This is a genomic window from Alteromonas sp. PRIM-21 (assembly GCF_027563165.1).
In the GTDB taxonomy this organism is placed as follows: Bacteria; Pseudomonadota; Gammaproteobacteria; order Enterobacterales; family Alteromonadaceae; genus Alteromonas; species Alteromonas macleodii_A.
The window spans coordinates 15,327-41,382 of the sequence record NZ_JADOEK010000009.1; the positions used below are offsets into that span (position 1 = coordinate 15,327).

23 protein-coding genes are annotated in these 26,056 nt (G+C 43.2%); 14 read left to right on the top strand and 9 right to left on the bottom strand.

All coding sequences use genetic code 11. The features are described 5' to 3' along the window. The first annotated feature begins 137 nt into the window (after positions 1–137). Positions 138–446 carry an isoamylase early set domain-containing protein gene (locus tag IW644_RS13170; RefSeq protein ID WP_118494372.1) on the top strand — a complete coding sequence of 103 codons (309 nt, stop codon included), beginning with the start codon at positions 138–140 and terminating at the stop codon, positions 444–446. A 105-nt stretch (positions 447–551) separates the two neighbouring features. Here the strand turns inward: IW644_RS13170 and IW644_RS13175 are convergent, their stop codons facing one another. Both IW644_RS13175 and IW644_RS13180 read right to left on the bottom strand, forming a co-directional pair. Further along, on the bottom strand, positions 552–1,478 hold the full coding sequence (locus IW644_RS13175; protein ID WP_269917986.1) for an electron transfer flavoprotein subunit alpha/FixB family protein: 927 nt from the start codon (positions 1,476–1,478) through the stop codon (positions 552–554). After that, a complete protein-coding gene (locus tag IW644_RS13180; protein ID WP_179983638.1) occupies positions 1,475–2,227 on the bottom strand; it encodes an electron transfer flavoprotein subunit beta/FixA family protein in 753 nt (250 codons plus the stop codon). Before IW644_RS13180 ends, IW644_RS13175 begins: the two co-directional genes overlap by 4 nt. Positions 2,228–2,597: 370 nt before the next feature. On the opposite strand from IW644_RS13180, the gene IW644_RS13185 reads away from it, so the two are divergent. From IW644_RS13185 to fldA, 5 genes are all read left to right on the top strand, one after another. After that, positions 2,598–4,247 (top strand): electron transfer flavoprotein-ubiquinone oxidoreductase, encoded by a 1,650-nt coding sequence (locus tag IW644_RS13185; protein ID WP_269917987.1) that lies wholly within the window; start codon positions 2,598–2,600, stop codon positions 4,245–4,247. Positions 4,248–4,369: 122 nt separating this feature from the next. Further along, entirely contained in the window at positions 4,370–4,768 is a 399-nt protein-coding gene (locus tag IW644_RS13190; RefSeq protein WP_269917988.1) for an H-NS histone family protein, read from the top strand. A 103-nt stretch (positions 4,769–4,871) separates the two neighbouring features. Continuing rightward, positions 4,872–5,651, top strand: coding sequence for an alpha/beta fold hydrolase (locus tag IW644_RS13195; RefSeq protein WP_269917989.1), 780 nt, complete (start codon positions 4,872–4,874; stop codon positions 5,649–5,651). Between the two features lie 124 nt (positions 5,652–5,775). Beyond that, positions 5,776–5,994 (top strand): DUF2788 domain-containing protein, encoded by a 219-nt coding sequence (locus IW644_RS13200; protein ID WP_012519093.1) that lies wholly within the window; start codon positions 5,776–5,778, stop codon positions 5,992–5,994. A gap of 26 nt (positions 5,995–6,020) precedes the next feature. Continuing rightward, positions 6,021–6,545, top strand: coding sequence for a flavodoxin FldA (fldA, locus tag IW644_RS13205; RefSeq protein ID WP_014949739.1), 525 nt, complete (start codon positions 6,021–6,023; stop codon positions 6,543–6,545). 135 nt (positions 6,546–6,680) lie between these two features. Here fldA and IW644_RS13210 read toward each other — a convergent pair whose 3' ends face one another. After that, positions 6,681–8,687, bottom strand: a complete 2,007-nt coding sequence (locus tag IW644_RS13210) for a methyl-accepting chemotaxis protein (protein ID WP_269917990.1) — start codon at positions 8,685–8,687, stop codon at positions 6,681–6,683. 312 nt (positions 8,688–8,999) lie between these two features. On the opposite strand from IW644_RS13210, the gene fur reads away from it, so the two are divergent. Next, positions 9,000–9,428 carry a ferric iron uptake transcriptional regulator gene (fur, locus tag IW644_RS13215; RefSeq protein ID WP_179983643.1) on the top strand — a complete coding sequence of 143 codons (429 nt, stop codon included), beginning with the start codon at positions 9,000–9,002 and terminating at the stop codon, positions 9,426–9,428. A 51-nt stretch (positions 9,429–9,479) separates the two neighbouring features. Here the strand turns inward: fur and IW644_RS13220 are convergent, their stop codons facing one another. The 4 genes from IW644_RS13220 to IW644_RS13235 all read right to left on the bottom strand — a co-directional run bounded on the left by IW644_RS13220 (position 9,480) and on the right by IW644_RS13235 (position 12,889). Beyond that, positions 9,480–10,346 carry a D-amino acid aminotransferase gene (locus tag IW644_RS13220; protein ID WP_269917991.1) on the bottom strand — a complete coding sequence of 289 codons (867 nt, stop codon included), beginning with the start codon at positions 10,344–10,346 and terminating at the stop codon, positions 9,480–9,482. Continuing rightward, complete coding sequence (locus IW644_RS13225) at positions 10,343–11,290, bottom strand: biotin-dependent carboxyltransferase family protein (RefSeq protein ID WP_269917992.1); 948 nt, start codon at positions 11,288–11,290, stop codon at positions 10,343–10,345. Before IW644_RS13225 ends, IW644_RS13220 begins: the two co-directional genes overlap by 4 nt. Then, positions 11,287–12,024 carry a 5-oxoprolinase subunit PxpB gene (pxpB, locus tag IW644_RS13230; RefSeq protein WP_269917993.1) on the bottom strand — a complete coding sequence of 246 codons (738 nt, stop codon included), beginning with the start codon at positions 12,022–12,024 and terminating at the stop codon, positions 11,287–11,289. The genes IW644_RS13225 and pxpB overlap by 4 nt, the downstream gene beginning before the upstream one ends. A gap of 127 nt (positions 12,025–12,151) precedes the next feature. Next, on the bottom strand, positions 12,152–12,889 hold the full coding sequence (locus IW644_RS13235; protein WP_269917994.1) for a 5-oxoprolinase subunit PxpA: 738 nt from the start codon (positions 12,887–12,889) through the stop codon (positions 12,152–12,154). A 65-nt stretch (positions 12,890–12,954) separates the two neighbouring features. On the opposite strand from IW644_RS13235, the gene IW644_RS13240 reads away from it, so the two are divergent. The 5 genes from IW644_RS13240 to IW644_RS13260 all read left to right on the top strand — a co-directional run bounded on the left by IW644_RS13240 (position 12,955) and on the right by IW644_RS13260 (position 22,248). Beyond that, complete coding sequence (locus IW644_RS13240; RefSeq protein ID WP_269917995.1) at positions 12,955–13,839, top strand: CvfB family protein; 885 nt, start codon at positions 12,955–12,957, stop codon at positions 13,837–13,839. 84 nt (positions 13,840–13,923) lie between these two features. Continuing rightward, positions 13,924–14,316 (top strand): OsmC family protein, encoded by a 393-nt coding sequence (locus IW644_RS13245; protein ID WP_269917996.1) that lies wholly within the window; start codon positions 13,924–13,926, stop codon positions 14,314–14,316. Positions 14,317–14,529: 213 nt separating this feature from the next. Then, a complete protein-coding gene (locus IW644_RS13250) occupies positions 14,530–15,663 on the top strand; it encodes an efflux RND transporter periplasmic adaptor subunit (protein ID WP_269917997.1) in 1,134 nt (377 codons plus the stop codon). Between the two features lie 25 nt (positions 15,664–15,688). Beyond that, on the top strand, positions 15,689–19,072 hold the full coding sequence (locus IW644_RS13255; RefSeq protein ID WP_269917998.1) for an efflux RND transporter permease subunit: 3,384 nt from the start codon (positions 15,689–15,691) through the stop codon (positions 19,070–19,072). Further along, entirely contained in the window at positions 19,069–22,248 is a 3,180-nt protein-coding gene (locus IW644_RS13260) for an efflux RND transporter permease subunit (RefSeq protein WP_269917999.1), read from the top strand. Before IW644_RS13255 ends, IW644_RS13260 begins: the two co-directional genes overlap by 4 nt. 125 nt (positions 22,249–22,373) lie before the next feature. Here IW644_RS13260 and IW644_RS13265 read toward each other — a convergent pair whose 3' ends face one another. Continuing rightward, positions 22,374–22,703, bottom strand: a complete 330-nt coding sequence (locus tag IW644_RS13265; RefSeq protein ID WP_014979515.1) for a DUF3718 domain-containing protein — start codon at positions 22,701–22,703, stop codon at positions 22,374–22,376. A 416-nt stretch (positions 22,704–23,119) separates the two neighbouring features. Then, on the bottom strand, positions 23,120–23,914 hold the full coding sequence (locus IW644_RS13270) for a DUF2189 domain-containing protein (protein WP_269918000.1): 795 nt from the start codon (positions 23,912–23,914) through the stop codon (positions 23,120–23,122). A gap of 272 nt (positions 23,915–24,186) precedes the next feature. Between IW644_RS13270 and IW644_RS13275 the strand changes: the two genes are divergently transcribed. Then, positions 24,187–25,407, top strand: a complete 1,221-nt coding sequence (locus IW644_RS13275; RefSeq protein ID WP_269918001.1) for a pyridoxal phosphate-dependent aminotransferase — start codon at positions 24,187–24,189, stop codon at positions 25,405–25,407. A gap of 1 nt (position 25,408) precedes the next feature. Then, positions 25,409–26,008 (top strand): 5'-deoxynucleotidase, encoded by a 600-nt coding sequence (yfbR, locus tag IW644_RS13280; RefSeq protein WP_012519109.1) that lies wholly within the window; start codon positions 25,409–25,411, stop codon positions 26,006–26,008. The last annotated feature ends 48 nt before the right edge of the window (positions 26,009–26,056 follow it).

Below are 26,056 nucleotides of genomic sequence, written 5' to 3' on the forward strand. Positions count from 1 at the left end.
ATTGATAATTATCAGGTTTTCGTTGATTATTTAAACACTCATTGGTTATGAGTTAACCGATGGCTGTTGTTCAAGCTAAGTCTTTAATAGGAAATAGCCTCGGGAATGATTTCGCTACGTTGAAGGGAAACCACATTATGAGTCTTAAGAAACAATACCTTAAATCAAAACCTCTGTGCAAAGTGACATTTCGACTAAATGCGGAAGCAGCAAAAGATGCGAAAGAAGCTGCATTATGTGGAGATTTCACCGATTGGAAAACACAGCCACTGACGATGAAAAAGCTTAAAAGCGGCGATTTCACCTTGACCGTGGACTTGGAAAAAGATCACGAATACCAGTTTCGTTACCTTATCGATGGCGAAAAATGGGAAAACGACTGGGAAGCCGACGCTTATATCCCCTCACCTGTTAGCATAGAAGATAATTCGGTTGTGCGTGTTTAAAAAGTTAGTCCGATACCAAGCGAAATCATGATTCGCTTTGAGTATGTATACTACAAAAAAGGCTGCAAACTGCAGCCTTTGTCTTATTTAGCTTTAAAGCGCTAATTAAAGAGAGCCTTCCAACTCTGGAAGTACTTCAAATAAATCACCCACTAAACCATAGTCAGCAACTTGGAAGATTGGCGCTTCTTCATCTTTGTTGATAGCAACAATAACTTTTGAATCTTTCATACCTGCAAGGTGTTGAATTGCACCCGAGATACCTACTGCAATATAAAGTTGCGGCGCAACAATTTTACCTGTCTGGCCAACCTGCATATCATTCGGAACGAACCCAGCATCTACCGCAGCACGCGATGCGCCAATAGCGGCACCAAGTTTATCAGCAATACCTTCAAGAAGCTTGAAGTTATCACCATTTTGCATACCGCGACCACCAGAAATAACCACTTCTGCCGCCGTTAATTCAGGGCGCTCAGACTCAGTAAGCTCTGCCGATACGAAATCAGACTTCTCACTGCTTTTTACAACATCCACTGCTGTAACTTCTGCGCTACCGCCTGCTGAAGCTGCATCGAACGATGCGGCACGAACTGTGATCACCTTCTTCGCATCAGATGATTGAACAGTAGCAATAGCGTTGCCTGCATAAATTGGACGAACAAAGGTATCTTCGCTCTCTACACCAATAATGTCTGAAATTTGCGCTACGTCTAGCAGTGCAGCTACTCGAGGCATGAAGTTTTTGCCTGTTGTAGTTGCGGCAGCAATGACGTGGCTGTAGTCGCCTGCAAGCTCTACTACTAGGTCAGCCGTATTTTCTGCAAGCTGGTTTTTATAAGCAGCATTATCAGCAACAAGTACTTTTGCAACGCCGTCAATTTGCGCCGCAGCTTCAGCAACCGCTTGGCAACCTTCACCTGCTACTAGTACATGGATTTCGCCACCCATTTTTTGTGCGGCATTAACAAGCTTATGCGTTTCCGTCTTTAAGCTTGCATTGTCGTGTTCTGCATATACGAGTACGCTCATGAGATCACCTTTGCTTCATTCTTTAACTTATCTACCAACTCAGCAACGTCTGCTACTTTAATTCCACCCTCACGCTGAGGCGGAGGCGTAACTTTAAGTACCTTAACGTTTGATTCAAGCGCAACACCGAAATCTGTCGCAGCTTTAACATCAAGAGGCTTACGCTTTGCTTTCATTATATTTGGAAGCGATGCATAACGCGGTTCATTCAAACGGAGATCTGTCGTTACAACAGCTGGAAGCGAAAGCGCTACCGTTTGAAGGCCACCGTCGATTTCACGTGTTACATTCACTTTCTCGCCATCTACAACAACTTCTGAAGCGAAAGTACCTTGAGGCATACCTGTTAGCGCTGCCAGCATTTGGCCAGTTTGGTTGTTGTCAGAGTCAATGCTCTGCTTTCCAAGGATAACGAGCTGAGGCTGTTCTTCCTCAACCACTTTCGCTAAAAGCTTTGCCACTTGAAGTGAATCAAGATTTTGGTCTGTATCAATTTGGATACCACGATCAGCGCCTAGGGCTAGTGCTGTACGTATTTGTTCTTGGCAGCTTTTGTCACCAATTGAAACAACAACGATTTCAGTGGCCACGCCTTTTTCTTTTAATCGAACGGCTTCTTCAACAGCAATTTCGCAAAAAGGATTAATAGCCATTTTCGCGTTTGTAAGATCTACGCCTGATTCATCAGCCTTCACTCTTACCTTAACGTTGTAATCGATCGCGCGTTTGACCGGTACGAGTATTTTCATATTTACCTCAATTGTTGAGTTCGTCAGTGCTAATTACGTTTCATTAATAATTAACTATTAATAATTAAAAACGTATTACTTCACCACGCTTTTTGAAACTTTAACAATGCTTATACGTTAAAAAAGAAACTGTGGAACGTACGTTTTTTAAAGGCTAGCCTTAAAACGACGTTAACACCACGTTTACGAGCAGGTATAATGCGCTGCCAGTTAACGTTAACGTAAACTGCTTTGCAATGTACTTACTGTTGACGTAAACGTCAACCTGCATTACCTTGCAAAACGACAATTAATTTACATGTTTTTGACACAAAGCATTATTTGTTTCATCAATAGTGCACTATAAAAATACAAACATAAGGAGCCTCCCGTGGAACGAGAATCGATGGAGTTTGACGTAGTCATCGTCGGTGCCGGCCCAGCTGGATTATCAACTGCTTGTAAGCTGATGCAGCTTGCGAATGAAAAAGACCAAGAACTTATGGTTTGTGTGGTCGAAAAAGGCTCCGAGGTAGGTGCACATATTCTCTCAGGCGCAGTGTTTGAGCCACGTTCGCTAAACGAACTATTCCCTGATTGGAAAGAAAAAGGTGCACCACTTAACACGCCGGTGACCGAAGACCACATCTACTTGCTTAATGATGAAACGTCAGCGAAGAAGTTGCCTAACGGCATTACGCCCAAAACTATGCACAACGATGGCAACTATATAGTGTCTATGGGTAACGTTAGCCGTTGGCTAGCAGAACAGGCTGAGCAGCTAGGCGTTGAGGTATTCCCCGGCTTTGCAGCTTCTGAGGTTATTTATAATGAAGATGGTAGTGTTGGCGGCGTGCTTACCGGCGACATGGGTGTGGGTGAAGACGGAGAGCTAAAAGACGGTTACATGCCGGGCATGGAACTACGTGCTAAATACACCGTGTTTGCAGAAGGCTGTCGTGGTCATTTAGGTAAAGAGCTCATTTCTCACTTCAATCTAGATGAAGACAGCTCACCGCAACATTACGCTATTGGATTTAAAGAGATTTGGGATATAGACCCAGCGAAGCACCAGCCGGGTTTAGTAGTCCACAGTGCAGGCTGGCCACTTGATGACGCCACAGGCGGTAGCTATTTATATCACGCTGAAGATAATCAGGTGTTTGTTGGCTTAATTGTCGACCTTAACTACGACAACCCTTATTTGAGTCCGTTTGACGAATTTCAACGCTTAAAACACCACCCTGTATTTAAACAATACCTTGAAGGCGGTAAACGTGTATCTTATGGCGCACGTGCAATTGCCAAAGGTGGGTTTAATTCTTTACCTAAGATGACTTTCCCAGGTGGCGTACTGGTAGGTTGTGAAGCGGGCACCCTAAATTTTGCAAAAATTAAAGGTAACCACACAGCCATGAAGTCGGGCATGCTCGCAGCCGAGAGCATTTTCGAGGCTTTATCTGAAAACGCAGAAGCACCAGTAAAAGAGCTAACGAGCTATACAGATAAATTTAAATCGTCTTGGCTGTATGACGAGCTATTCCGTTCTCGTAACTTCGGCCCTGCTATTCATAAGCTAGGTAATTTCTGGGGTGGTGCATTCAACACGGTAGAACAAAATTTCTTCAACGGTAATTTGTTCTTCACTATGAAAGACGAACACAAAGATTACGCGCAGCTTAAAGAAGCGAAAGATGCTACTGAGATTTCATATCCGAAGCCTGATGGCGTGCTTAGCTTTGATAAACTATCATCCGTGTTTTTATCTAATACAAACCACGAAGAAGACCAGCCGTGTCATTTAAAATTAAAAGACCCGTCTATTCCTTTACAGGTTAATTTACCAAAATTCGCGGAACCCGCACAACGCTATTGTCCGGCTGGCGTTTATGAGGTTATTGAAGAGGAAGGTGAAAAACGCTTCCAAATTAATGCGCAAAACTGTGTTCACTGTAAAACTTGTGACATTAAAGATCCTAGTCAGAATATTAAGTGGGTTGTACCAGAAGGTGCTGGCGGCCCGAATTACCCGAATATGTAATTTAATGCGTTATTTGGTTATTTAACTGATATTTTTTAAAAGCGAGCTTAGCTCGCTTTTTTTTTGTGCTACTTTTAATTATTATCTTATAGAAATTTAGTACAACGTATTAAGGTTAATTAATGAGCGAATTTTTAGATATTTTAACCCATGGAAGACGTTTACAAGGTGCTGTTAAGGAATTAAGCATAGAAGAACTTGAACAAGTTCAGGAAAAACTTAGCGGTATAATAGAGAAAAGAAAAGAAAAATTACTAGAACAAGAAAAACTAAAAAAAGAAAAGTTAGAAAAACTTGCTGCTATTAAACAGCAAATGGAAGAAGCTGGTCTAAACGTAGAAGATTTACAAGCTTTGGATACCGGTACAAATAAAAACGTAGGTAAGAAGCGCCCTGTCAAATACAAACTTATCGACGACAATGGCGAAGAGCACTTGTGGACTGGCATTGGGCGTATGCCACGTGTTTACAAAGACGCACTAGATAGCGGCAAATCACTCAACGATTACGCTATTAATTAATATCACTATTTAACCTGCTAATAAGGTCTGTTTTTACAGGCCTTATTTTGTTTTTAAGACTAAAGCAATGTCTAGCAGACAATTATTCATGGGTAAATAAGTCGTGAAGTTAAATTATAAACTTTCAAAGCGAGATTCATCATCACCATGGTTAATTTTAATCCATGGGCTTTTCGGCAACGCAGATAATTTAGCCGTGATTAAACGGCATTTTGAATCAGCTTTTAATATTATAAGTGTAGACCTACCGGATCACGGTGAGTCTCCGTGGACTGATAGTTTTTCTATGACAGCTGCCGCAGATGCAATTTACGACATTATGCAATCTTTAAATATTGAAAAAAGCGCTGTATTGGGTCATTCCCTTGGTGGAAAGGTTGCAATGAAGCTGGCCTTAAATCACAACGAAAATATCACACATTTAATTGTAGCTGATATTGCCCCAGTAAGTTATGACCACAGCCATCAAGCTGTCTTTGATGGGTTGAATTCTGTTTCTTTAGATACCATTGAAAGTAGAAAGGACGCTGAAAAACAAATGGCTGCCCACGTTAAAGAAATGGGCGTCAGACAGTTTCTGTTAAAAAGCCTGTATCAAGATGAAAGCGGAGCATGGAAGTGGCGCTTCAACGTGAGCGGACTAATTAAAAGTTACTCGCACATTATTGATTGGGAACAAACAAATCAAACGTTCGATGGCGTAACCTTATTTATTAAGGGCAGCGAGTCCGACTACATTACACCGGCCTATCGCGAGGCAATAGCTCGCTACTTTCCAAATGCGAAAGCGCATATTATTGAAGGTACGGGGCACTGGTTACACGCAGAAAAACCAGCGATATTTAACGGTATTGTAGAAAGAACGCTCAACAAATCGTCATAAAGTGGAACATTTCTCATCCAACAGGATGAGAATGACTATTATTACATATTTTTGAACGTTTTAGGCTCTTACAGGCGTATATACTGTGATATAGTTGCGCCAGATTTTTTTAAGTAACAACACTATGCTTGCAGAAAATTACGAACTCATTGAGTCCATTATGCTGTATGGCGGCTTATCTATTCTTTTTGGATTAATGGGTTTTGCCGTACACGATGTATTACGTAAGAACGATGTTCCTCTTATTGGAAGAGTAGTCACCTATGGCGTGCTGGGTTTAGGCGCGTTAGGATTTCTTGCGAAAGGCATTATTGAATGGTTTTGGCTAAGCACAGGCGTTTAATTAGTAACGATTAATAGAGGTTAGATATGGCAAGCGTTGGCCTATTTTTCGGAAGTGACACGGGTAACACCGAACATGTTGCGAAAATGATCCAGAAGGAATTGGGTAAACAGCTAATTGATGTAAAAGATATTGCCAAGAGCAGTAAAGAAGACATCGCTGAGTTTGATTTGCTTATCTTCGGTATCCCTACGTGGTACTACGGCGAAGCACAGTGTGACTGGGATGACTTCTTTCCTGAATTAGAGCAGATAGACTTTAACGACAAGCTAGTTGCTATTTTTGGTTGTGGCGACCAGGAAGACTATGCGGAATACTTCCTTGACGCAATGGGCATGGTACGCGACATTGTAGAAGCTAAAGGCGCTATTTTAGTAGGTCAATGGTCTACGGAAGGCTATGACTTTGAAGCCTCTAAGGGCATGGCAGACGACAACCACTTTGTGGGCCTTGGCATTGACGAAGACCGTCAACCAGAGCTAACAGACTCTCGCGTTAAAGCATGGTGCAAGCAAATTCACGACGAGCTTTGCTTGGCGGAATTGGCGTAGACATAGCTGAGTCAGCCATAAATTGGCTATTAAAAAGCTATAAAGTAGCTATCAATTGAAAAAGCCGCTCTAATTGAGCGGTTTTTTGTTATATGGAAGCACTCTTTGAATTATTAGCTTAGCCAATTGAACTAACTAAAGCTGAAACCGCTCTACCGCCTTTCTTAAACTCTCTGTTTGCGCGTCTAGCATCATTGTCGATTCGTTCGACTGTCGGGTGCTTTGTGCACTTGAATCTGCCAGCGCTACAATGCGGTTTAAACTTGTGGCCACATCACCGAGCAACACATCTTGCTGCTCTGTGTCTTCAACAATATGTTCGTTAATGTCGCTCAGACGCACAATAATTTCTCTAATGCTTTCTACTTGTTGAGAAACTTGTTGGGTTATTTCTACCCCTGCTTGCGCTTGCTCTCGACCTGCATTAATAGCTTTTACAGCCTGGGCTGCATCTTTTTGTAAGTTGCCAATCATTTGCTCGATTTCTTCCGTGGAATCGTGCGTTCGATTTGCTAATGTTCGCACTTCATCTGCAACAACTGCAAAGCCCCTGCCCTGTTCGCCTGCACGCGCAGCCTCAATAGCAGCGTTTAGTGCTAATAAATTAGTCTGCTCTGCTATGGTTTTGATAACATCCAAAATACTGCCGATACTCCTAGAGTTATCATCTAAGCGCCCAATAACCTGAGCTGAGGACTCAGCCTGTTCAGCTTGATTGCTAACTTGGTCACTACTTTTTTGAACCAGCAACCCGATGTCAGTACTCTGTCTTGTGATAGTACGTAATGCATCCATCGCTTCATTGATTTGCACAAGATTGCTGCGACTTTTGTCTTGAACATTCTTAGTATTGGTGGAGGTAACAGTAACTTGCTCTCGCTGTTTATCCACTTCAGATAAACTCTTGTTACCAAGCTCAACACTTTCTTTAGTAATTTCAATTAAGCGCTTTTCCTGTTCAAGAATATTACCTACCAGTTCTCGCAGGCTATCGGTTAAGCTGTTTACCTTTGCTGAAAGAGCAGAGAACTCATCGTTGCCTTCTTCGGGTAATTTGGTACTTAAATCACCATGGCTTAACTGGTTTAGCCCTTTGTTTATATGCTTAAGTGGCTTTGAAATGCTTCGCGTTACTATTACCGCTAAAAAAATGGCAGCCGTAAGTCCTAAGATTGCAACGACAGTGTTGCGAACTAAATTTTCTTGTACCGATTCGAGTATAGCGTTTTGCCCTTCGAGGGATTGCGTTTGAACGGTATCAAACAGAGTATTTATATCAGTAAGCGCGGTTTCTAATGCTTGCTTTGCTCGTTTTTGTGCTTGCGCCGCTTTGTCTACTTCAGCAAGTTTTTGTCGTTGCAACGCTATTAGCCCGTTTGAACCGTTTACGGCGTCTATTAATAACTCATATTGTTCATTAAACGCCTCTATTGTGCCCCCATCATCCACACTTGTAGCCAAACGGTTCACATAATCCTTATCTACCTGTAAATTGCTTAGCTGGTATTCAAGGTCTTCAATGATATTTGAACTTTGGGTTTCATCGATAGATTCAGCTAACTCAATAAAAGAGTCGTTCATGGTAAGCAGCTTATTATCAATGGCGGTGCCAGCGCCAATAAGCGTATCTAGACTAGGGTCATTACTATCCAAATAAGAAAGGTCGAGCATCAATGCGCTTGCTTCGTCTGCCGCCATAAGTACTTTTTCAAGCTGCGTAGCAAGCGCGTTTTCAATATTCATTCTTTCATCAATTGCAATGTACATTTCATTACTGTCGCTCACATAGCTCGAACTTACTTCAACAGCATTTTTAGCTATCGAGTTTTCTGGCATGAGAGATTTCAGCCGCGACAAATCGTTAGAAAAGGTTGATGACAGCGAATCAAATGTTTGCTTATTTTTTTCTAATTCGTCTCTACTTTCTACGTGATAACCATTGGCCGTTATTACCGATAAAGACAATATTTCAGTTTTTACTTTTACCATACTGGTCTGTACTGGCATTTTTTGCTCTACAACGTCTTGTGCAGAGTCTTTAATACTAGTTAAACCGAAATAGGAAAGAATACTTGTAAGCAATAGCAAGCAGCCAAATAAGCCGAAGCCTAAAGTGATTTTATTTATAATTGTTAACCGCATGGACACTTCCACTTAAATACGTGCAAAAAACTACCAAATGAACGCAACTTTTTAAGTTTAGTTTAACAGGATGTTAATTCAATACATCAAAAGTTTTATTTATTTTACTTATTTGTTAGATAAATCGTGTACTTACATTCTGGTCAGGCCACATGTTGCAAGGCCCACACTTAAGTACAGTATTTTTTGCAATTAGCGCCTTGGGCAAATTTTCGGCGAGAAGACAAAGATTCCACGGTTTTGCTTTTAAATTGTTTCAACTTACCTATAATAACCACCAAATACTTATTCACTCGTTCTTAGTAGGCTGTAATGGATCAAAATAAAGAATTGAAAAAAGCAGGGCTAAAAGTCACTCTGCCTCGCCTTAAAATCTTACAAATTCTGCAAGAGCCAGAAAACCAACATATCAGCGCTGAAGATGTCTATAAGATCCTAATCGAACAGGGTGAAGAGATAGGTCTTGCGACCGTTTACCGCGTATTAAACCAATTTGATGATGCAGGTATTCTTAACCGCCACCACTTTGAAGGTGGAAAGTCAGTATTTGAAATCAGTCATAAAGATCACCACGACCACCTTGTATGCCTTAAGTGTGGCAAAGTGATCGAATTTGAAGACGAGATTATCGAAGAACGTCAAGAGATGATTGCTAAGCAGCATAAAATGAAGCTTACTCACCACAGCCTTTACCTATATGGCGAATGTACAGACGGTAACTGCGACAACGCTCCTGAATAAGTTGCAAAATTAATTAGTAAGAAGCCCGCTCGAGCGGGCTTTTTCAATTTACTAGGCTTTAAATTTGTATGCATGGTAGGCGTTGATTGCCTTTTCCCATACATCGCCCACTTCTCCGGAACCTATCTGCTTGCCCTCTACTTCGACTACCGGGGCAACTTCTTTGCTTGACGACGTTAACCAAACCTCATCAGCCTCTAGCAATTCGCCTTTACTAAACCAGGTTTCCGTCACCACCAGCCCTGCTTGTTTGAATGCCTCAATAGCAATGGCACGAGTAATACCGGGAAGCAGTTCATGGTTTAATGGAGGCGTAAAAATACATCCATTTTTCACCATAAAGACGTTACATGAGCTTGCCTCAGTTATCATACCTTCGCTGTTGTACAAAATAGTTTCATTAACACCTGCGTCAACACCTGCTTGGTAGTGCATTACATTGCCTAACAAGGAAGTAGATTTAATATGGCAGCGTTGCCATCTTTTATCTTGCTGAAGCGCAACTTTAAAAGGCTTAGCATCAGCCTTGGCAGTTGGCTGAGGTGGCGCTATTTCAAAGGCGAACCCAAATACGGTTGGTGCTATATTCTTTGGGTATGCATGAAGTCGTTTTGTACCTGCACCTCGACTTACGTGGAAATAAACACCTATGTTTCCACTTTCAATAAACGCTTTGTTTTTCTCAACCAAACTGGACAAAATGGTTTGCCATTCTTCTACCGTATACGGGTTAGCGATTTCTATCGCTTTAAGGCCTTGCGACAGGCGAGACGTGTGACCTTTAAACCCTACCGCTTTACCCGAATAAGTTGGTATGACTTCATAAATACCGTCACCAAAAAGAAAGCCTCTGTCCATCGGAGAAATTTTCGCCTCAGAAAGAGGCATATACTCACCATTTAAAAACGCAATTGTCACAATATTTCTCCTTGTAATCGACGACGCCTACTTGTCATTAGTAGCCAATCCGCCCTTGCTTCTTCTTCGTTTTGAAATACGAAATTCACTTTTTCACCTGGCACCGCTTGGGCCAAGCGACTTATATCACAGGGGCTTACACAGCCAAGCTTAGGGTAGCCTCCCAGAGTCTGCCTATCACGCATCATTACAATTGGCTGCCCATCACCTGGCACTTGAATGGCCCCTAAATGAATTGCCTCAGAGCGCATATTTTCTATATCGGCGGTAACTGATTCGCCGGTAAGCCTAAACCCCATTCGGTCTATAGATGATGAAACCGTGTAGCTACTGGTTTCAAAAGTACGTAACGCAACTTTGCTAAAGCTTGAAAATTGATAACCAGGGATCACACGAATAGACTCTATGAAGCCATAATCATCAATGTGCTGGTGTGGAAGCCTGCGCATTTTAGCCTTGTCTTGGTTTCTGGTGTTAGCTAAAACCTCGATTAAATCGCCGTCTTTTAAGGCGCGGCCTTGACCGTTTAACCCGCCTAACTGCTCACGCACTACCGTACAAGCACTCCCTACGGCTTTTGGTACTTGCCAGTTTCCGCCTATGGCTAAATAAGCTTTGCTCCCAAGTAACCCACTTGAAAATGTGATAACAGACCCAGCGGTTGCCCTATGGCTATGATAAGGCTCTCTAGGACTGCCATCTATATTAAGGGTGGGCTCCCTTCCAGTGACGGCAACTATGCAATCTTCATCAACCTGCAATCGCATTTCGCCAATGGCTTCTATGCACGGAGTACCATCAAGGTTAAAGGCGAGAAAATTAGCCCAGTCATAGGCATTGCCGTCCATAGGGCCTGACTCACAAAAACCATCCCGTTGTCGCCCTACTCTTCCGCTATCAATAATAAGGCTAAATAACCCTTTACTGAGCACTTCAATTTTCATAGTTTAACCTGCAATCCTGCTTTGTATTCCTGTTCAGTAATCGAAACAAACTTAACAGCGTCACCCGCTTTTAACCGTGACTCACTGTGCTCACCGCTATGAAAAAGCATGTCAAATGCCGTAAGTCCCAATAAATTCCATCCCCCCGGTGATTCACTGGGGTAGACAGCGGTTTGCCTGTCAGCGATTGCGACCGCGCCTTTGGGAACGCGTTTACGCGGTGTACCAAGCCGCGCACAGCTGAGCGCTTCTGGAATATCCCCCATATAGGCGAAGCCTGGAGAGAATCCCACTGCGTATACTTTATAAGTTGTGCTAGTGTGCAATTCGATAACTTCTTCAATTGACAGCGACGTTTTCTTACTCACTACACTCAAATCACTGGCATTTGGTGCGCCATACCACACAGGGATTTCAATCACTGCGCTACTTTCGTTTCTAAATTGTATAGATTCTGTTTGTTGATTTATGCCTTCAGCGTCTAAATTGCGTAAGGCACGGTATACACCGTGGCTGTCAATTAATGCCATATCAAAAACGATTAACAAACTGTCGTAAGAAGGCACGCATTCACGTAACCAACACCATGAATTTCTACTCTTGTTACTATCAATAGCTGCCAACATGTTGTGGCAGGCATTATTCGCGTCATCCAAATTTGCGCCGTCAAAATACAAGATGATGGCGTCTGCACTTGCTGTAACTATTCGTTTAATACGACCGAAAGCTTGCATCTACTGTCCTTGTTGTCTCACTGGCCATTACAAGTTGTGTCGCGCTTTAGGTATTCGACGCTTGGTACAACAAAGGTTAATAGCCTTGTGTATTGTTCTTTTAAATTGTGTTTTTTATATGGCAGGTTTATAGAAATGTTCTGATTTTACTCGCAATACTTACCGCCCCTTTAGTATCACCATGAACACACAAAGAGTCAGCTTCAACCGCAAGTGTTGCGCCAGACGCTGTCGTTACCGTTCCCGATGAAATAAGCTGTTTAGCTTGAAGCAAAGCGTCACTTTCGTTTAACACGGCACCTTCTATAGTGCGAGATTGCAGTAAGCCTTCATCAGTATACCGTCTGTCAGAAAAGGCTTCGAAATACAAAGGTAGCCCCCAATTTTGCGCCGCTTCTTTAAGCGCCGCATTTTGCGAAGTAGCCTGCACCATTAACGCGAGGGGAGTATTTGGAGACTGTTCGTTTATTTCAGCTATGCTTTGCATTACTGTTCTCATGATAGCAGTATCTTTCATCATGTCGTTGTACAATGCACCGTGGGGCTTTACATAGCTGACTTTAGCACCACAAATCTTTGCCATACCGCTTAAGGCACTGACCTGATATTGAATCATAGCCTTTAGTTCGTCAGCGGCAATCGCCATGCTTCTGCGGCCAAAGCCTTGTAGATCTGGATAGGCCGGATGAGCACCAATGGCTACATCATGCTTTTTAGCTAACAAAATAGCCTGCTTCATGACTAATGGATCGCCAGCGTGAAAACCGCACGCAATGTTTGCCTGATCAATTTCCGCCATAATGGCCGATTCCACTGGCATCGACCACGCGCCAAAACTTTCACCTAAATCGCAATTTAACTTCATAATGGTTTAGCTCTTACCTTCATTCCAGTATCATGTTACCTGTTCTTTTTAAAAAGTCAGTGCTGATGATAAATATTGGAAAAATTAATACATTACGCGTGGTAGCCCAATACCCTTTTGGCTACGCTTTAGCGCCACTTGTCGAAAACAGCGACGAAAACCACAGCATAATAGAAATAGATGATGCTGAAGAGTTGCAAACTGTTACCCTTGCGATTGACGAAGTAGAGACTTCGCTTACCGAGGGCCAGCAGATAGACGTATTTGTAGCCACGGATCAGCGCGGCGATCTTTATGCCACCGTGAAGAAACCACTGATTCAAGTTGGCGAAACAAAAGTTCTAAAAGCGGTGTCGGCTACGAATTTTGGTGCATTCTTCGACTGGGGCCTGGACAACGATCTGTTAATGCCCAACGATTACCAAGCTCAACCTGTTAATCCAGGTATGTATTATGTAGTTCACACCTTTTTTGATGACAAAACCCAGCGTATTTTAGGGGCCACCAAGCTTCACTATTTCTTAAAGGAAAGCAGCGCCTATCTCAACGAAGGTGATACAGTTGATTGCTTAGTTTATGCCAAAACTGATTTAGGTTTTAAGGTGGTTATCAATGAAAAAAGCTTAGGGCTAATTTTCCACAGCGATGCCTTTAAGCCGCTTAAAGTCGGGCAAGCAACTGAGGGTGTAATTAGAACGATTCGCGAAGATGGTAAGGTTGATGTTGCCCTTCAGCGCATAGATAAAGGTGGCCGTGATGCACTTCAACAAGCTATTTTGGATGATTTGGAAGCCCACGGCGGCATTTCTACGCTGACAGATAAGAGCGCACCAGAGGCCATTTACTCTCATTTTAACGTAAGTAAAGCGGCGTATAAAAAAGCGCTAGGCGCGTTATATAAGCAAAAGAAAATCTCGCTTAGCCCAGATGCAGTCCGCCTTAACAAATAAACGCACATGTCACAGCTGCATTGAAGCGCTAAACTAGCCTGCATTGCAGCTTCCTTTTTTATTCTTATGACATTAGGACAAACAATGAAAGCACGTGTTTCTTGGGATCAAGATTTAACTTTTACAGGTACAACAGACAGCGGCTACAAAACAGTGATGGACGGTAGCGGTAAGGCCGTATCTCCAATGGAATCAGTACTATTAGCAGTTGGTGCGTGTTCAAGTATTGACGTGGTAGACATTCTTAAAAAAGGCCGCTTTAACATTGATGCCTGTAATTGTGAGTTGGAAGCTGAGCGTGCTGAAGAGCCACCTCGAGTATTTACTAAAATTCACGCACATTACACGGTGTCAGGTGAAGGCATTAGCGAAAAGGCCCTTGCCCGTTCTGTGCAGTTGTCGGCAGAAAAATACTGCTCCGTCATGTTGATGTTAACGGGTAATGTTGAGATCACCACAAGCTATACTTTGGTTTAATAGACTATTGTAGAACTCACCGCTTATTAGCAATTTTCGCTAAGCATTAGCGTAAAAAGCCAACCAATTAGGTTGGCTTTTTTATTTAAACGGCATTCCTCACTTGTAACATGTTGAAAATATTATGATTTAATATATGTTAACGTCTTTGGCACATTAGCTGCTGTATACGGTCACTATTATATAACGATAATTACGTTAGGGTTATTGACCATGGAATCTACAACACACAGCCACGCCTTTCTTTCATCAGTACAACCTTCAATTCCGTTTTCATCAACATCGTTCAAACTGCTCGTGGGAAGCGGGATCATCGCCCTAACTCTTTCGATGACCGCGTGTTCAGATGCCGATGCAGTTAACGACCAAGCCAATTCTTCCGAGGCTGAAGAAACTGTTTTTGCCATCCCTGTTGAAACCCAAACCATTGTTACCGGCGACATTACATCTACTTACGATACAACCGCTATTTTAGAAGCACGTGAAGAAGCTTTTGTGGTTGCGAGAGCGTCTGGAATTATCGAAGAAATTTTCGTAGAAGAAGGTGATTACGTTGAAAAAGGTCAGGTACTAGCCCAGCTTGATAAGCGCCGCTACGAGCTGAACTTGTCAAAAGCTTTGGCTGATTTAGCCGGCATTGAAAGCGAACTAGAAAAGGTTAATAAAGTTTATTCGAAAAAGCTTATCAGCGATGACACTTACGACAAGCTCACCTCGCAATTTGAATCAGCTAAAGCTTCCGTACGCTTAGCTGAACTTGACTTGAAAGAAGCTACGATAACGGCGCCGATTGATGGATATATTGCAGAAAGGAATGCCAAAGTTGGTAACCTGACTGAATCTTTTCAGCGGGAGAGAATGTTCCATATCGTTCAACAACGTAATCTTCAAGGTATTGTATATCTGCCTGAAAATGAGCTACCCAACGTCGTAATTGGACAAGGTGCAATGCTTACTGTGGCAGCTTTAGGCGACAGAACTATCACAGCGAGCGTTGAGCGTATCAGCCCGGTTATCGACGCAACTACGGGCACGTTTAAAGTAACCTTAAAAGTACCTAACGAAGGCAACCAGCTCAAAGCCGGCATGTTTACTGATGTGTCGCTCGAATACGCGACCCACGCTAACGCCACGCTGTTACCCCGCCGAGCCTTAGTCACCATTGACAATAGTCACAGCGTATTCGTTGTCGATAACGGCAAAGTTAAAAAAGTGAATATTTCTACTGGCTTCGAAAACAACGAAGTAATCGAAGTTACCAATGGTTTAAGCGGCAATGAAGAAGTAGTGACTGCAGGCCACCAGAATTTGAAAGACAGCGCTCCCGTTGAAGTCGTAAACAGCTAATTCGGCCTAACAAGGAATTCACACAATGCGTATTGTAGATATTGCTGTAAAGCGCCCTGTTGCCGTTAGTATGTTCACTTTTGCGGTATTGCTATTTGGTATGGTGTCGTTAGGCAGACTGTCGGTTAACTTATTGCCCGACTTATCTTACCCTACTCTCACTATTCGCACCGACTACGACGGTGCAGCACCAGGAGAAGTAGAACAACTGGTTTCAAAACCTATTGAAGAAGCCATCGGCGTAGTAAAAGGTGTACGTAAAGTCACGTCTACATCGCGAGCTGGCCAGTCTGATGTGGTGCTTTCTTTTTCGTGGGGTACCGACATGGATTTCGCGAGCTTGGAAGTACGCGAAAAGCTTGATGTGTTGCAGCTTCCCCTTGATATTGAAAAGCCAAGGCTCCTTCGGTTTAACCCAAGTTTAGACCCTGTTATTAAACTGGGCCTCACCGCTCAGAGCGACACATCAACGCTAAGCGTGGCGCAAATGAAGCGCTTACGTTTGTATGGCGAACAGCAGGTCAAACGTGCGCTTGAATCGGTAGAAGGCGTGGCGGCTGTGCGTGTCGGCGGTGGTCTAGAAAACGAAATTCATATACTTATTGACCAACAAAAAGCCAGTCAACTGTCGATTCCCATTACTAGAATTATCGACCGGGTGAAAGCTGAAAATATTAACGCGGCGGGCGGTCGAATCGATAATGCAGCTCAGGCGTTTTTGGTCAGAACCTTAAATCAGTTTGAAACGCTCAGTGATATTGAAAACCTGTTCATTGGTCGCTTCGAAGGCAGAAACATTCAACTTAAAGATGTTGCTACGGTAGAAAATGCGTACAAAGACCGTGATGTGGTAACACGCTTTAATGGTAGTGAAGGCATTGAGATTGCCATCTATAAAGAAGGCGATGCTAACGCAGTTGACGTTGCGCAAAAAGTGGCTGGTCGGTTAAATGAAGTAAATAATAACCTTCCAGAAAATTATACGCTTGACGAAATTTATGACCAAAGCGTGTTCATCAAACAAGCCATAGATAACGTGAAGTCAGCGGCAGTCATGGGCGGTATTTTAGCCATGTTAGTGCTGTATCTTTTCCTGAAAGACTTCTGGGCCACTGTAATTATATCGGTTTCTATTCCAGTTTCAGTTATTGCTACCTTCAATCTAATGTATGCCAACGACATAAGCCTAAATATGATGAGCTTAGGTGGTATCGCACTTGCCGTAGGATTATTGGTAGACAACAGTATTGTTGTTCTTGAGAACATCGACCGCCACAAGAAGTTAAAGATGGCTGGAAGCGATGAAGCAGTAGCTACTGAAACACCAATGACTGAGGAAGCTAAAGCCAAAACGTCTGCCGCAAGCACGGGGACAAAAGAAGTCTCGGGGGCAATTGTGGCTTCGACACTGACGACTATGGCTGTGTTTGTGCCGCTAATTTTTGTAGAAGGCATTGCAGGGCAACTGTTTAAAGACCAAGCGTTGACCGTGTCGTTTGCTTTAGCGGCATCGCTCGTTGTCGCTCTTACACTTATCCCTGCGATGGCACATAAGAAGAAAAAGCAACAGCTGGATCACGAAGAGGTGTTCACTACACCAGCGCCTACTCTTCCTACGTCAACGCTTGGAAAAGTTATGTATTACCTTACCCTGCCAGTTCGTTGGGTATTCAGACTTATCTTTGTATTTTTACCTGCAGCCTTAGTAACTTTGTTGATTGGCGCATGGCATATCGTTAGCAAATTACTGAGCGTTGCCTTCAAACCACTTATTTGGGTATTTAATAAAGGGTTTGACCTTCTTGCTTATGCTTATGAAAAACTGCTGCGCGTAAGCCTTAAAGCCAAAGCGGCGGTGTTAGCTACTGCCTTTGTTCTTGCTGCTGGCGCAATAATGCTTGTACCAAGACTAGGTATGGAGCTAATCCCAACTTTATCACAAGGAGAGTTTTCGGTAGAAGTGACGTTACCGGCGGGCTCGCCATTAGCACGTACCGACGCTATTATCAGTGAACTTGCTGCGGTTGCGGTGAATAACAATGATGGTGGCGAAACCAAGGTGCTTCGCACGTATGCCATGTCTGGTACGGGTAGTCTAATAAGCGCAGCGCCTAATCAGGGTGGCGATCATTGGGGACGCTTAAGCATTGTCATGCAGCCTTCTGCGACAGCTGCCGATATGGACGATGTGAAGAGTGCCCTTCGCGACCATTTAGCCTTTAAACCTCAGGTTCAGGCAACGTTTTCAGAGCCAGAGCTATTTAGCTTTGCATCACCTATTCAAATTGAGATTGCGGGTTACGACCTTAATCAATTACAGCAGTATGGCGACGCCATTGCGACTAAGCTAGCCAGTTTTAATAATTTTGCAGACGTAACGACCAGCATTCGTGACGGAAACCCAGAGCTTAAAATAGCTTTCCATCACGCAAAACTTGCTCGACTTGAGCTTGATGCATCAACCGTTTCTCAGCTTATTGCGGCTAAAGTGGGTGGCCGTGTCGCTACGCAGTATAGCGTGGAAGACAGAAAGGTAGATGTACTGGTAAGAACCCAAGAAAAGCAACGTGATGATATTGCAAGCATACGCGCCATTGTTGTAAATCCGGGCTCGGCGCAATCAATTCCTTTAAGTGCCGTTGCAGACGTTTATATGAGCGCAGGCCCAAGCGAAATTACCCGTGTAGGGCAGCAACGTGTAGCGCTGGTATCGGCAAATTTAGCCAAAGGTAAGCTTGATGAAGCAGTTGCCGTCGCCAATAAAGTTATTGATGAAACCCAGCTTCCTTTGTCATTAAGTGCAACAGTAACCGGGCAAAGTGAAGACATGCAAAGCAGCTTCCGTTCGTTACAGTTTGCCTTGGCACTTGCGGTGTTTATGGTGTACTTAGTTATGGCGTCACAGTTTGAGTCATTACTACACCCACTGCTTATTCTTTTTGCAGTACCGCTTGCAGGTGCGGGCTCAGTATACGGCCTGTGGCTTACCAATACGCCGCTAAACGTGGTGGTATTTATTGGTTTAATTATGCTGTGCGGTATTGTTGTGAATAACGCTATTGTATTAGTTGACCGTATAAATCAGCTACGACGCCAAGGCGTAGATAAAGATACGGCTATACTAGAGGCAGCCAAGACTCGCCTACGCCCAATTGTGATGACCACTCTTACTACTGTGTTAGGGTTATTACCTATGGCGTTTGGTTTTGGCGAGGGTGCTGAAATTCGCACGCCTATGGCTATCACTGTTATTTACGGCCTTCTGTTTGCAAGCTTGCTTACGCTAATTTTACTTCCAGTGCTTTACAGCCTGTTCGACGTTAAGAAGAACGTTGCGCAGAAAGCGTCTGCTAATGCTAATGCGGGCTTTGATGACGAACAAGCAATGTCGAAAGGAGGTGTACTATGAGTTCGCCTTCTCAAACCCCGAATAACAGTTCTGAAAGTAATGCTGATAAGCATCAAGCAATTGAACCGGATAAACGTGATACAGATATAGCTTCACAGCCCCAGCTTTCAAGAGTTGCAGGCATAGGCGCTGGGCTTGCACGCTTTGCGCTGAATAAGCCGGTTACCATCGGTATGTTGTTTTTGTCTATGCTGCTGTTCGGTATTGTATCTGGCCGCTTACTTCCTTTAGAGAAGTTCCCCGGTATTGATATTCCAGAAATGGTAGTGCAGATCCCCTACCCTGATGCAACGCCAGTTGAAATTGAAACGATGATAACCCGTCCGGTTGAAGAGGCCGTTGCTACCATGTCGGGGATAAAGCGCTTAAGGGCCCGCTCGTACGACAATATGGCTGAGGTCATTGTGGAATTCGACTGGGATGAAAACCTTAAAGCTAAAAGCATTGAAGCACGGGAAAAGATTGATGCTATTCGCCACGAGCTTCCTGACGATATAGAGCGGATCATGGTGTATAAATTTAACACCAACGATATGCCTATATTCCAGCTGCGCGTATCAAGCGACCGCGACTTATCAAATGCTTACGACTTGCTTGAGCGCAACCTTAAGCGTCCGCTAGAGCGTGTTCCGGGCGTATCTAAAGTTGAGCTATACGGCACCATGAAACGCCAAATTACTATTCGCTTAGATCCTAAGAAAATGGCGGCCTACCAAATAGACGGTACCCGTTTAGAACAGCAGCTTCAAAACGCAAACTTTTCGCTAACCGCAGGCTACATGTACAATAACGGTGAAAAAGTTTTGGTTAACCCCACTGGCGAATTTACCGATGTAAACGACTTTAAAAACATGTGGGTTACTCGAAGCGTGCGCTTATCTGATGTTGCCAGCGTGACCTACGAGCTTCCTCAGCGCAACGAAGGACGACATTTAGACCGCACATTCGCGGTAGGCTTTAACGTATTTCGCGAATCGGGCAGCAACCTTGTTGAAGTTTCTGATGCGGTAATGAAAGTTATCGAAAAAGCCAAAGAAGACCCCGAGTTTACAGGCATTAGTTTGTTTGTAATGGACGACATCGCTAAAAGCGTAACATCCTCGCTTAGCGACTTGCTTAATGCTGGCCTTTTAGGTGCCCTGTTGTCCGTCATTGTACTGTACTTATTCTTGCGTCAGCTTACTACGACCTTGATTGTTGTGCTGTCGGTGCCATTTTCTATCTGTATCGCCTTAGGCGTAATGTACCTTTTGGGTTATACCCTTAATATTCTGTCCCTTATGGGCCTAATGTTGGCGGTAGGTATGCTGGTAGATAATGCCGTTGTAATCACCGAAAGCGTATTCCAAGAACGCCAACAAGAGAGCGATGCTAGACGTGCAACCCAAATTGGTGTCAATAAAGTTAGCCTTGCCGTTATTGCTGGTACAGCTACCACAGCAATTGTGTTTTTACCCAATATTATTGGAGTAAAAATAGACGTAACTATCTTCTTAGAGCACGTTGCTGTAGCTATCTGTATATCTCTTTTCGCGTCGCTTTTCATTGCTAAAACATTGATTCCATTACTGACAACAAAGGTAAAGATTCCAGTAGTAGAAACGCCTAAAACGCCAACCTATATCAAAGGCTATGGCCGCGGGCTTAACTGGATGTTGAAGCATCAAGGCGCAACCTGTGTTATTGCTTTATTACTGCTTGCATCGACCATTGTGCCCATGCAGGTGGTTACTTCAGATGACGAGGGTAATAATAACCAAGAGCGTATTTGGCTTAACTATCATGTAACGCAGAATTTTACGCTTGAAGAAGTGGAAAAAACCGTCGATAGAATGGAAGCTTACCTTTATGAAAACCAAGAGCGCTTTCACATTAAACAGGTTTATACCTATTTTACTGCCGGCCATGCTGTGAGCGGTATTACGCTTAATGACGAGCTGCCCGTAAGTGTGGGTAAAATCAAAGAGGATATACGTGAAGACATGCCCTCTTTTGTGCGTGCCCGTCCCTCTTTTCAATGGGATAGCGGCAACGGTGGTGGCGTAAGAGTTACGCTATTGGGTGAATCGTCAGAAACCTTGCTAAATATTTCAGAACAAATAGTTCCTATTCTTTCAACTATTGAAGGACTGGAAGATGTGAAAGCCGACACCGGCTCTACCCGAGATGAAGTACAGATTCGCATTGACCGAGAGAAGGCAAACCGCTTAGGTATTCAAGTCAACGACGTAGCTAAACTTATCTCTACAGCACTACGGGGTAGTAATTTACGTACATTCCGCTATGGTGAGGCTGGTGAAGTAGCAGTACAGCTTAAATTCGGTAGCGATATTCAAGCCTCGCTAAACGCCCTTAAAAACATCAATATTGGATTTACGCAAGGTCAATCGGTAACGCTGAATATGATTGCAAATTTCTCTGTGGTGCCGCAGCTATCGCAAATTAATCGAAACTATCGTCAGACCGCACTTGCTATTGGCGCAAACTTAGAAGGGGAAACCACCACAGAACAAGCCCGAAAACGTATCGAGAACGCATTAGCTAATATTGAATTGCCTACAGGGTATAAGTGGACACTAGATGGCAGCTTCTCACGCCAGGATGAAGCCAATGCGGTCATGCAAATGAACATGCTACTAGCACTTTGTATGATATACGTTGTGATGGCTGCACTGTTTGAATCGCTGATACTACCTACGTCAGTAATCACATCGCTACTGTTTTCTTTCACCGGAGTATTCTGGGCATTCATGATAACAGGTACGTCTATGTCTATTATGGGGATGATAGGCATGCTTATATTGATGGGCATTGTGGTTAACAATGGCATTGTATTGGTAGACAGAATCAATCAGTTAATTAACGAAGGCTTGTCGCTATATGACGCAGTAATTGAGGGCTGCATTACGCGTATTAGACCTATTTTAATGACAGTTGCCACTACAGTCTTAGGGCTTATTCCACTGGCTATGGGCAGTACCCGCATTGGCGGCGACGGTCCTCCCTACTCACCAATGGCCATAGCGATTATTGGTGGGCTGGTATTCTCTACGCTAACCAGCTTGTTTTTAGTACCTCTTGCTTACGTGCTGCTGCTAAAACTTAGGTTTAAAACCCAACGTCTATTTAAAACCAGTAAAGCGCGTGTAGCCACGTATATAAAAATCGTTAATTAAGGCGCATATTAAAACGAGCAAAAAGACAAAAGCGGGTCTAGTTTTCAACATTTACGTCAACGTGATTGACGGAAAGTGTAAGCTAGCCCACTTTTTCTGGATTTGTAGTAACCGCAGTCAATGCTTTAGCTACGCGACGTTAAGTATTCGTGTACCGCATCTGCGTGACGCTCTTCAGAAAACTTGATAAGGCTGCTTCCATTACATGTTAGGCCTTCTTCAGACGTTACCATGCGCAATACTTCACGTTGGCTAGCGCCAATACGACCCACGTTACGTGAAAGGCTAGAACGAAGAACTCTTACATCATCGTTGATTATTGCTTTACAAAACCCTGCAAACTGGGTTTCACCAACGAAGCGAATGTCTTTTGACTCTGCTGCTGCATTTGCATTGATGCTAAAAGCGACAGTCGCAGTAGCTGCAAAAACTTTAAGTAAGTTAGATAGTTTCATTTTAAAATCCTCAATGTGTGGTTAAGGGTGCTGTGCAAGTTTGTGGCAAACTCTTAAATTAAGTTGAGCAGAGTTGAATGAATCAACAATTTGCTCAACGCCCTTTATTTATGCATCAAGAATGAAAATTTTTCTGTTGAATGATTGTGTAACCTGGGTAAATGCTTAGTAAATCAAGTTGTTACGCTGTTGTTACGACACTAACCCCTTGAATTAAATAGAATAATATAAATTGCATATTACTAATATATCTAGCGATAGCACTTGTAGGAAGAAAGAAGTATAAAACTTAAGTATAAAAAAGCCCCTTTCGGGGCTTTAAAAGTGTAATTTTAACAAAATTAAAGATGTTAACGCTTACTTATTGTACAAATTAAAGCCATTTTACGTAATTTAATTACACAAATTGGAGTAAACTATTCGTATTTACGCTCTCGCTTAGTCTCAATTGCATCAATGTAAGCATGCCACGATGCATAGCCGATAATCGGCATGAGCACGATGAAACCCACGAAACCGGTCACGTAACCAATTGCAACAGTGGAGAAAATGATAGCCCCCCAAATGAGCATGGGTACCTTATTTAGCCATACCGCATTCACACTGGTAAGCACTGCAGTTGCAAGATCTACCTTACGTTCCATTAAAATCGGTTGGGTAAACGCCGTAATAAATAGCATTGCCAGGGTAAAACCCGCGCCAACGACCGTGCCTAACGCTAAAAACGGTAACAAGCTTTCTAAATCGTTCTCTATATAAGGTGGATAAAGTGCGTGAATCAGCGATGCCACACGCAACCAAAATATCATCATTACCATAAGCAGTATGGCAAAGCCCCACTCGTTAAATGCGTTTCTTCGCATTGCGCGCAGCGAATGACGAAGTGAAGGCTTATGACCTTTCTCCATCTCCCAGCTTACATCGTAAAGGCCAGCCGCTAAAAATGGACCTACCAACATAAAGCAAACAATGGCGGGTAGAATGACCAAGTGCCAACCCGTCATTTCAACTAAATACATAATGAACCACGGGATAACCGCGAAAAGTACGCCATAAAATAAAGTGAGACCCGGTGCGCGCATTGCGTCTCTTAAAGCGAGTGACAACCACTTTATCGGGTCGCCGACGTCTAATTCTTTACAGGGAATAACACGTGCTATACCACTTTGCGTGATCGCATTCTCTGGTGTTTCTTTGAAATGGTGGGACATATTCTTATCACCTCTGCTTGTTAGCCTGTTTGTTACTAACGCGTTTTTTATACACGCCTTATTACTACGATAGGCGCTGAATCAAAAGTTCACAAGCTATTAACATAAATTTTATACTTAAGTGACAAGTGGATCGTTTATCTCGTTATATGTTCAATAAATAGTCACTTGATGAAAAAAGTGGTGCTTAAAGCGGAAATACTGCAAAAAGGCCATCGCATATGGCGTTGTATTGCGATAATCTCGGGGTATGTAAATCAACCAGATAGACCATGAAAACTGTATCTCGCTCACATAAATTAGATAACGTTTGTTACGACATTAGAGGCCCAATCGCTGCGCAAGCACGTAAAATGGAAGACGAAGGACACCGTATATTAAAACTGAATATCGGTAACCCTGCCCCATTTGGATTTGAAGCCCCTGACGATATCGTAAAAGACGTTATTCATAACCTGCCTACGTCTCAAGGATATTCAGACTCGACAGGAATTTATGCCGCCCGCGTGGCCGTGATGCAGTATTACCAACAGCGTAATATTAAAGACATTCGTGTTGACGATGTTTATATAGGTAATGGTGTATCTGAGCTAATCATGATGGCAATGCAGGCGCTACTTAATCATGGTGATGAAGTGCTCATTCCAAGCCCTGACTACCCGCTTTGGACGGCCGCAGTAAGTTTGTCATCAGGCTCACCGGTACATTACCGCTGCGATGAGCAAGCTGGCTGGTTCCCCGATATTGACGACATAAAAAGTAAAATCACCAGTAAAACTCGTGCAATCGTATTAATTAACCCTAATAACCCAACCGGCGCAGTGTACGACAAAGCCCTGTTACAAGATGTGGTTGAAGTTGCCCGCGAACACGGCTTAGTGGTGTTTAGCGACGAGATTTACGACAAAATTCTTTACGACGAAGCAAAGCACACCAGTATTGCTTCACTGGCTGACGATGTGTTTTTTGTTACCTTTGGTGGTTTGAGTAAAAACTATCGCGTGGCGGGCTTTCGCTCTGGATGGTTAGTTGTCAGCGGGAACAAACGTCTTGCTACCGATTATATCGATGGGCTTAATATATTATCTTCTATGCGTATGTGCGCGAACGTACCGTGTCAAAGTGCTATTCAAACTGCGCTTGGTGGTTATCAGAGTATTAACGACCTAGTCAAAGAGAATGGCCGACTACGCATTCAGCGCGACGTAACCACAGATATGCTAAACGGTATCGACGGTATTTCTTGCGTTAAGCCCAAGGGGGCAATGTACTGTTTCGCCAAGGTGGATGAGAAGAAATTCAACATCCACAATGATGAACAAATGGTGCTAGATTTATTAAGCTCTGAAAAGATTCTGTTGGTACATGGTCGCGCTTTTAACCTGACCGAAGGCACCTACTTCCGGTTAGTATTTTTACCGCACAGCGATGTATTAGTGCCTGCACTGCATCGTATTGGCAATTTCTTTAGAACGTATAAGCAAGGGGCGTAACGTGTCTGATAAAAGTCACTTTTTTGCGCATCTAGCGCGTTTAAAGCTTATTAATCGCTGGCCGCTTATGCATAATGTGCGCACAGAAAATGTGCAGGAGCACAGTTTGCAGGTGGCCATGGTTGCCCACGCGCTCGCATTAATTAAAAATAAGTTTTTTGGCGGTACACTAAACCCTGATCGCATTGCAACCATGGCAATTTTTCACGATGTGTCGGAAGTATTAACGGGAGACCTCCCTACCCCAGTGAAATACTTTAACCCTGCGATTAAAGAAGAATATAAAAAGATCGAAAAAATTGCAGAGAACAAACTAATTGAAATGGCACCTGAAGCATTTCGAGAAGACTACGCTGCGCTTATTGATCATCACTACCACAGTGAAGAAGAAGCTTTTATTGTGAAAGCAGCAGACGTGCTTTGCGCTTACCTAAAAACCCTTGAAGAATTAGCTGCTGGTAACCAAGAGTTTAAGCTGGCTAAGAAACGATTAGATAAAACCCTTAAAGAATATCATTCTGAAGAAGTGGACTACTTCCTAACGCGCTACGTACCAAGCTTCTCTTTAAGTCTTGATGAAATTACGCAAGACGATATGTGAGCAAGGCGATAAACAGAGCTTAAATCACTTTACTGACGAATAGAAGTA

Coding starts and splice junctions, on each gene's coding strand:
- IW644_RS13170 (WP_118494372.1), top strand. CDS start 138: ATGAGTCTTAAGAAACAATACCTTAAATCAAAACCTCTGTGCAAAGTG.
- IW644_RS13175 (WP_269917986.1), bottom strand. CDS start 1,478: ATGAGCGTACTCGTATATGCAGAACACGACAATGCAAGCTTAAAGACG.
- IW644_RS13180 (WP_179983638.1), bottom strand. CDS start 2,227: ATGAAAATACTCGTACCGGTCAAACGCGCGATCGATTACAACGTTAAG.
- IW644_RS13190 (WP_269917988.1), top strand. CDS start 4,370: ATGAGCGAATTTTTAGATATTTTAACCCATGGAAGACGTTTACAAGGT.
- IW644_RS13200 (WP_012519093.1), top strand. CDS start 5,776: ATGCTTGCAGAAAATTACGAACTCATTGAGTCCATTATGCTGTATGGC.
- fldA (WP_014949739.1), top strand. CDS start 6,021: ATGGCAAGCGTTGGCCTATTTTTCGGAAGTGACACGGGTAACACCGAA.
- IW644_RS13210 (WP_269917990.1), bottom strand. CDS start 8,687: ATGCGGTTAACAATTATAAATAAAATCACTTTAGGCTTCGGCTTATTT.
- fur (WP_179983643.1), top strand. CDS start 9,000: ATGGATCAAAATAAAGAATTGAAAAAAGCAGGGCTAAAAGTCACTCTG.
- IW644_RS13225 (WP_269917992.1), bottom strand. CDS start 11,290: ATGAAAATTGAAGTGCTCAGTAAAGGGTTATTTAGCCTTATTATTGAT.
- pxpB (WP_269917993.1), bottom strand. CDS start 12,024: ATGCAAGCTTTCGGTCGTATTAAACGAATAGTTACAGCAAGTGCAGAC.
- IW644_RS13235 (WP_269917994.1), bottom strand. CDS start 12,889: ATGAAGTTAAATTGCGATTTAGGTGAAAGTTTTGGCGCGTGGTCGATG.
- IW644_RS13240 (WP_269917995.1), top strand. CDS start 12,955: ATGATAAATATTGGAAAAATTAATACATTACGCGTGGTAGCCCAATAC.
- IW644_RS13245 (WP_269917996.1), top strand. CDS start 13,924: ATGAAAGCACGTGTTTCTTGGGATCAAGATTTAACTTTTACAGGTACA.
- IW644_RS13250 (WP_269917997.1), top strand. CDS start 14,530: ATGGAATCTACAACACACAGCCACGCCTTTCTTTCATCAGTACAACCT.
- IW644_RS13255 (WP_269917998.1), top strand. CDS start 15,689: ATGCGTATTGTAGATATTGCTGTAAAGCGCCCTGTTGCCGTTAGTATG.
- IW644_RS13260 (WP_269917999.1), top strand. CDS start 19,069: ATGAGTTCGCCTTCTCAAACCCCGAATAACAGTTCTGAAAGTAATGCT.
- IW644_RS13265 (WP_014979515.1), bottom strand. CDS start 22,703: ATGAAACTATCTAACTTACTTAAAGTTTTTGCAGCTACTGCGACTGTC.
- IW644_RS13270 (WP_269918000.1), bottom strand. CDS start 23,914: ATGTCCCACCATTTCAAAGAAACACCAGAGAATGCGATCACGCAAAGT.
- IW644_RS13275 (WP_269918001.1), top strand. CDS start 24,187: ATGAAAACTGTATCTCGCTCACATAAATTAGATAACGTTTGTTACGAC.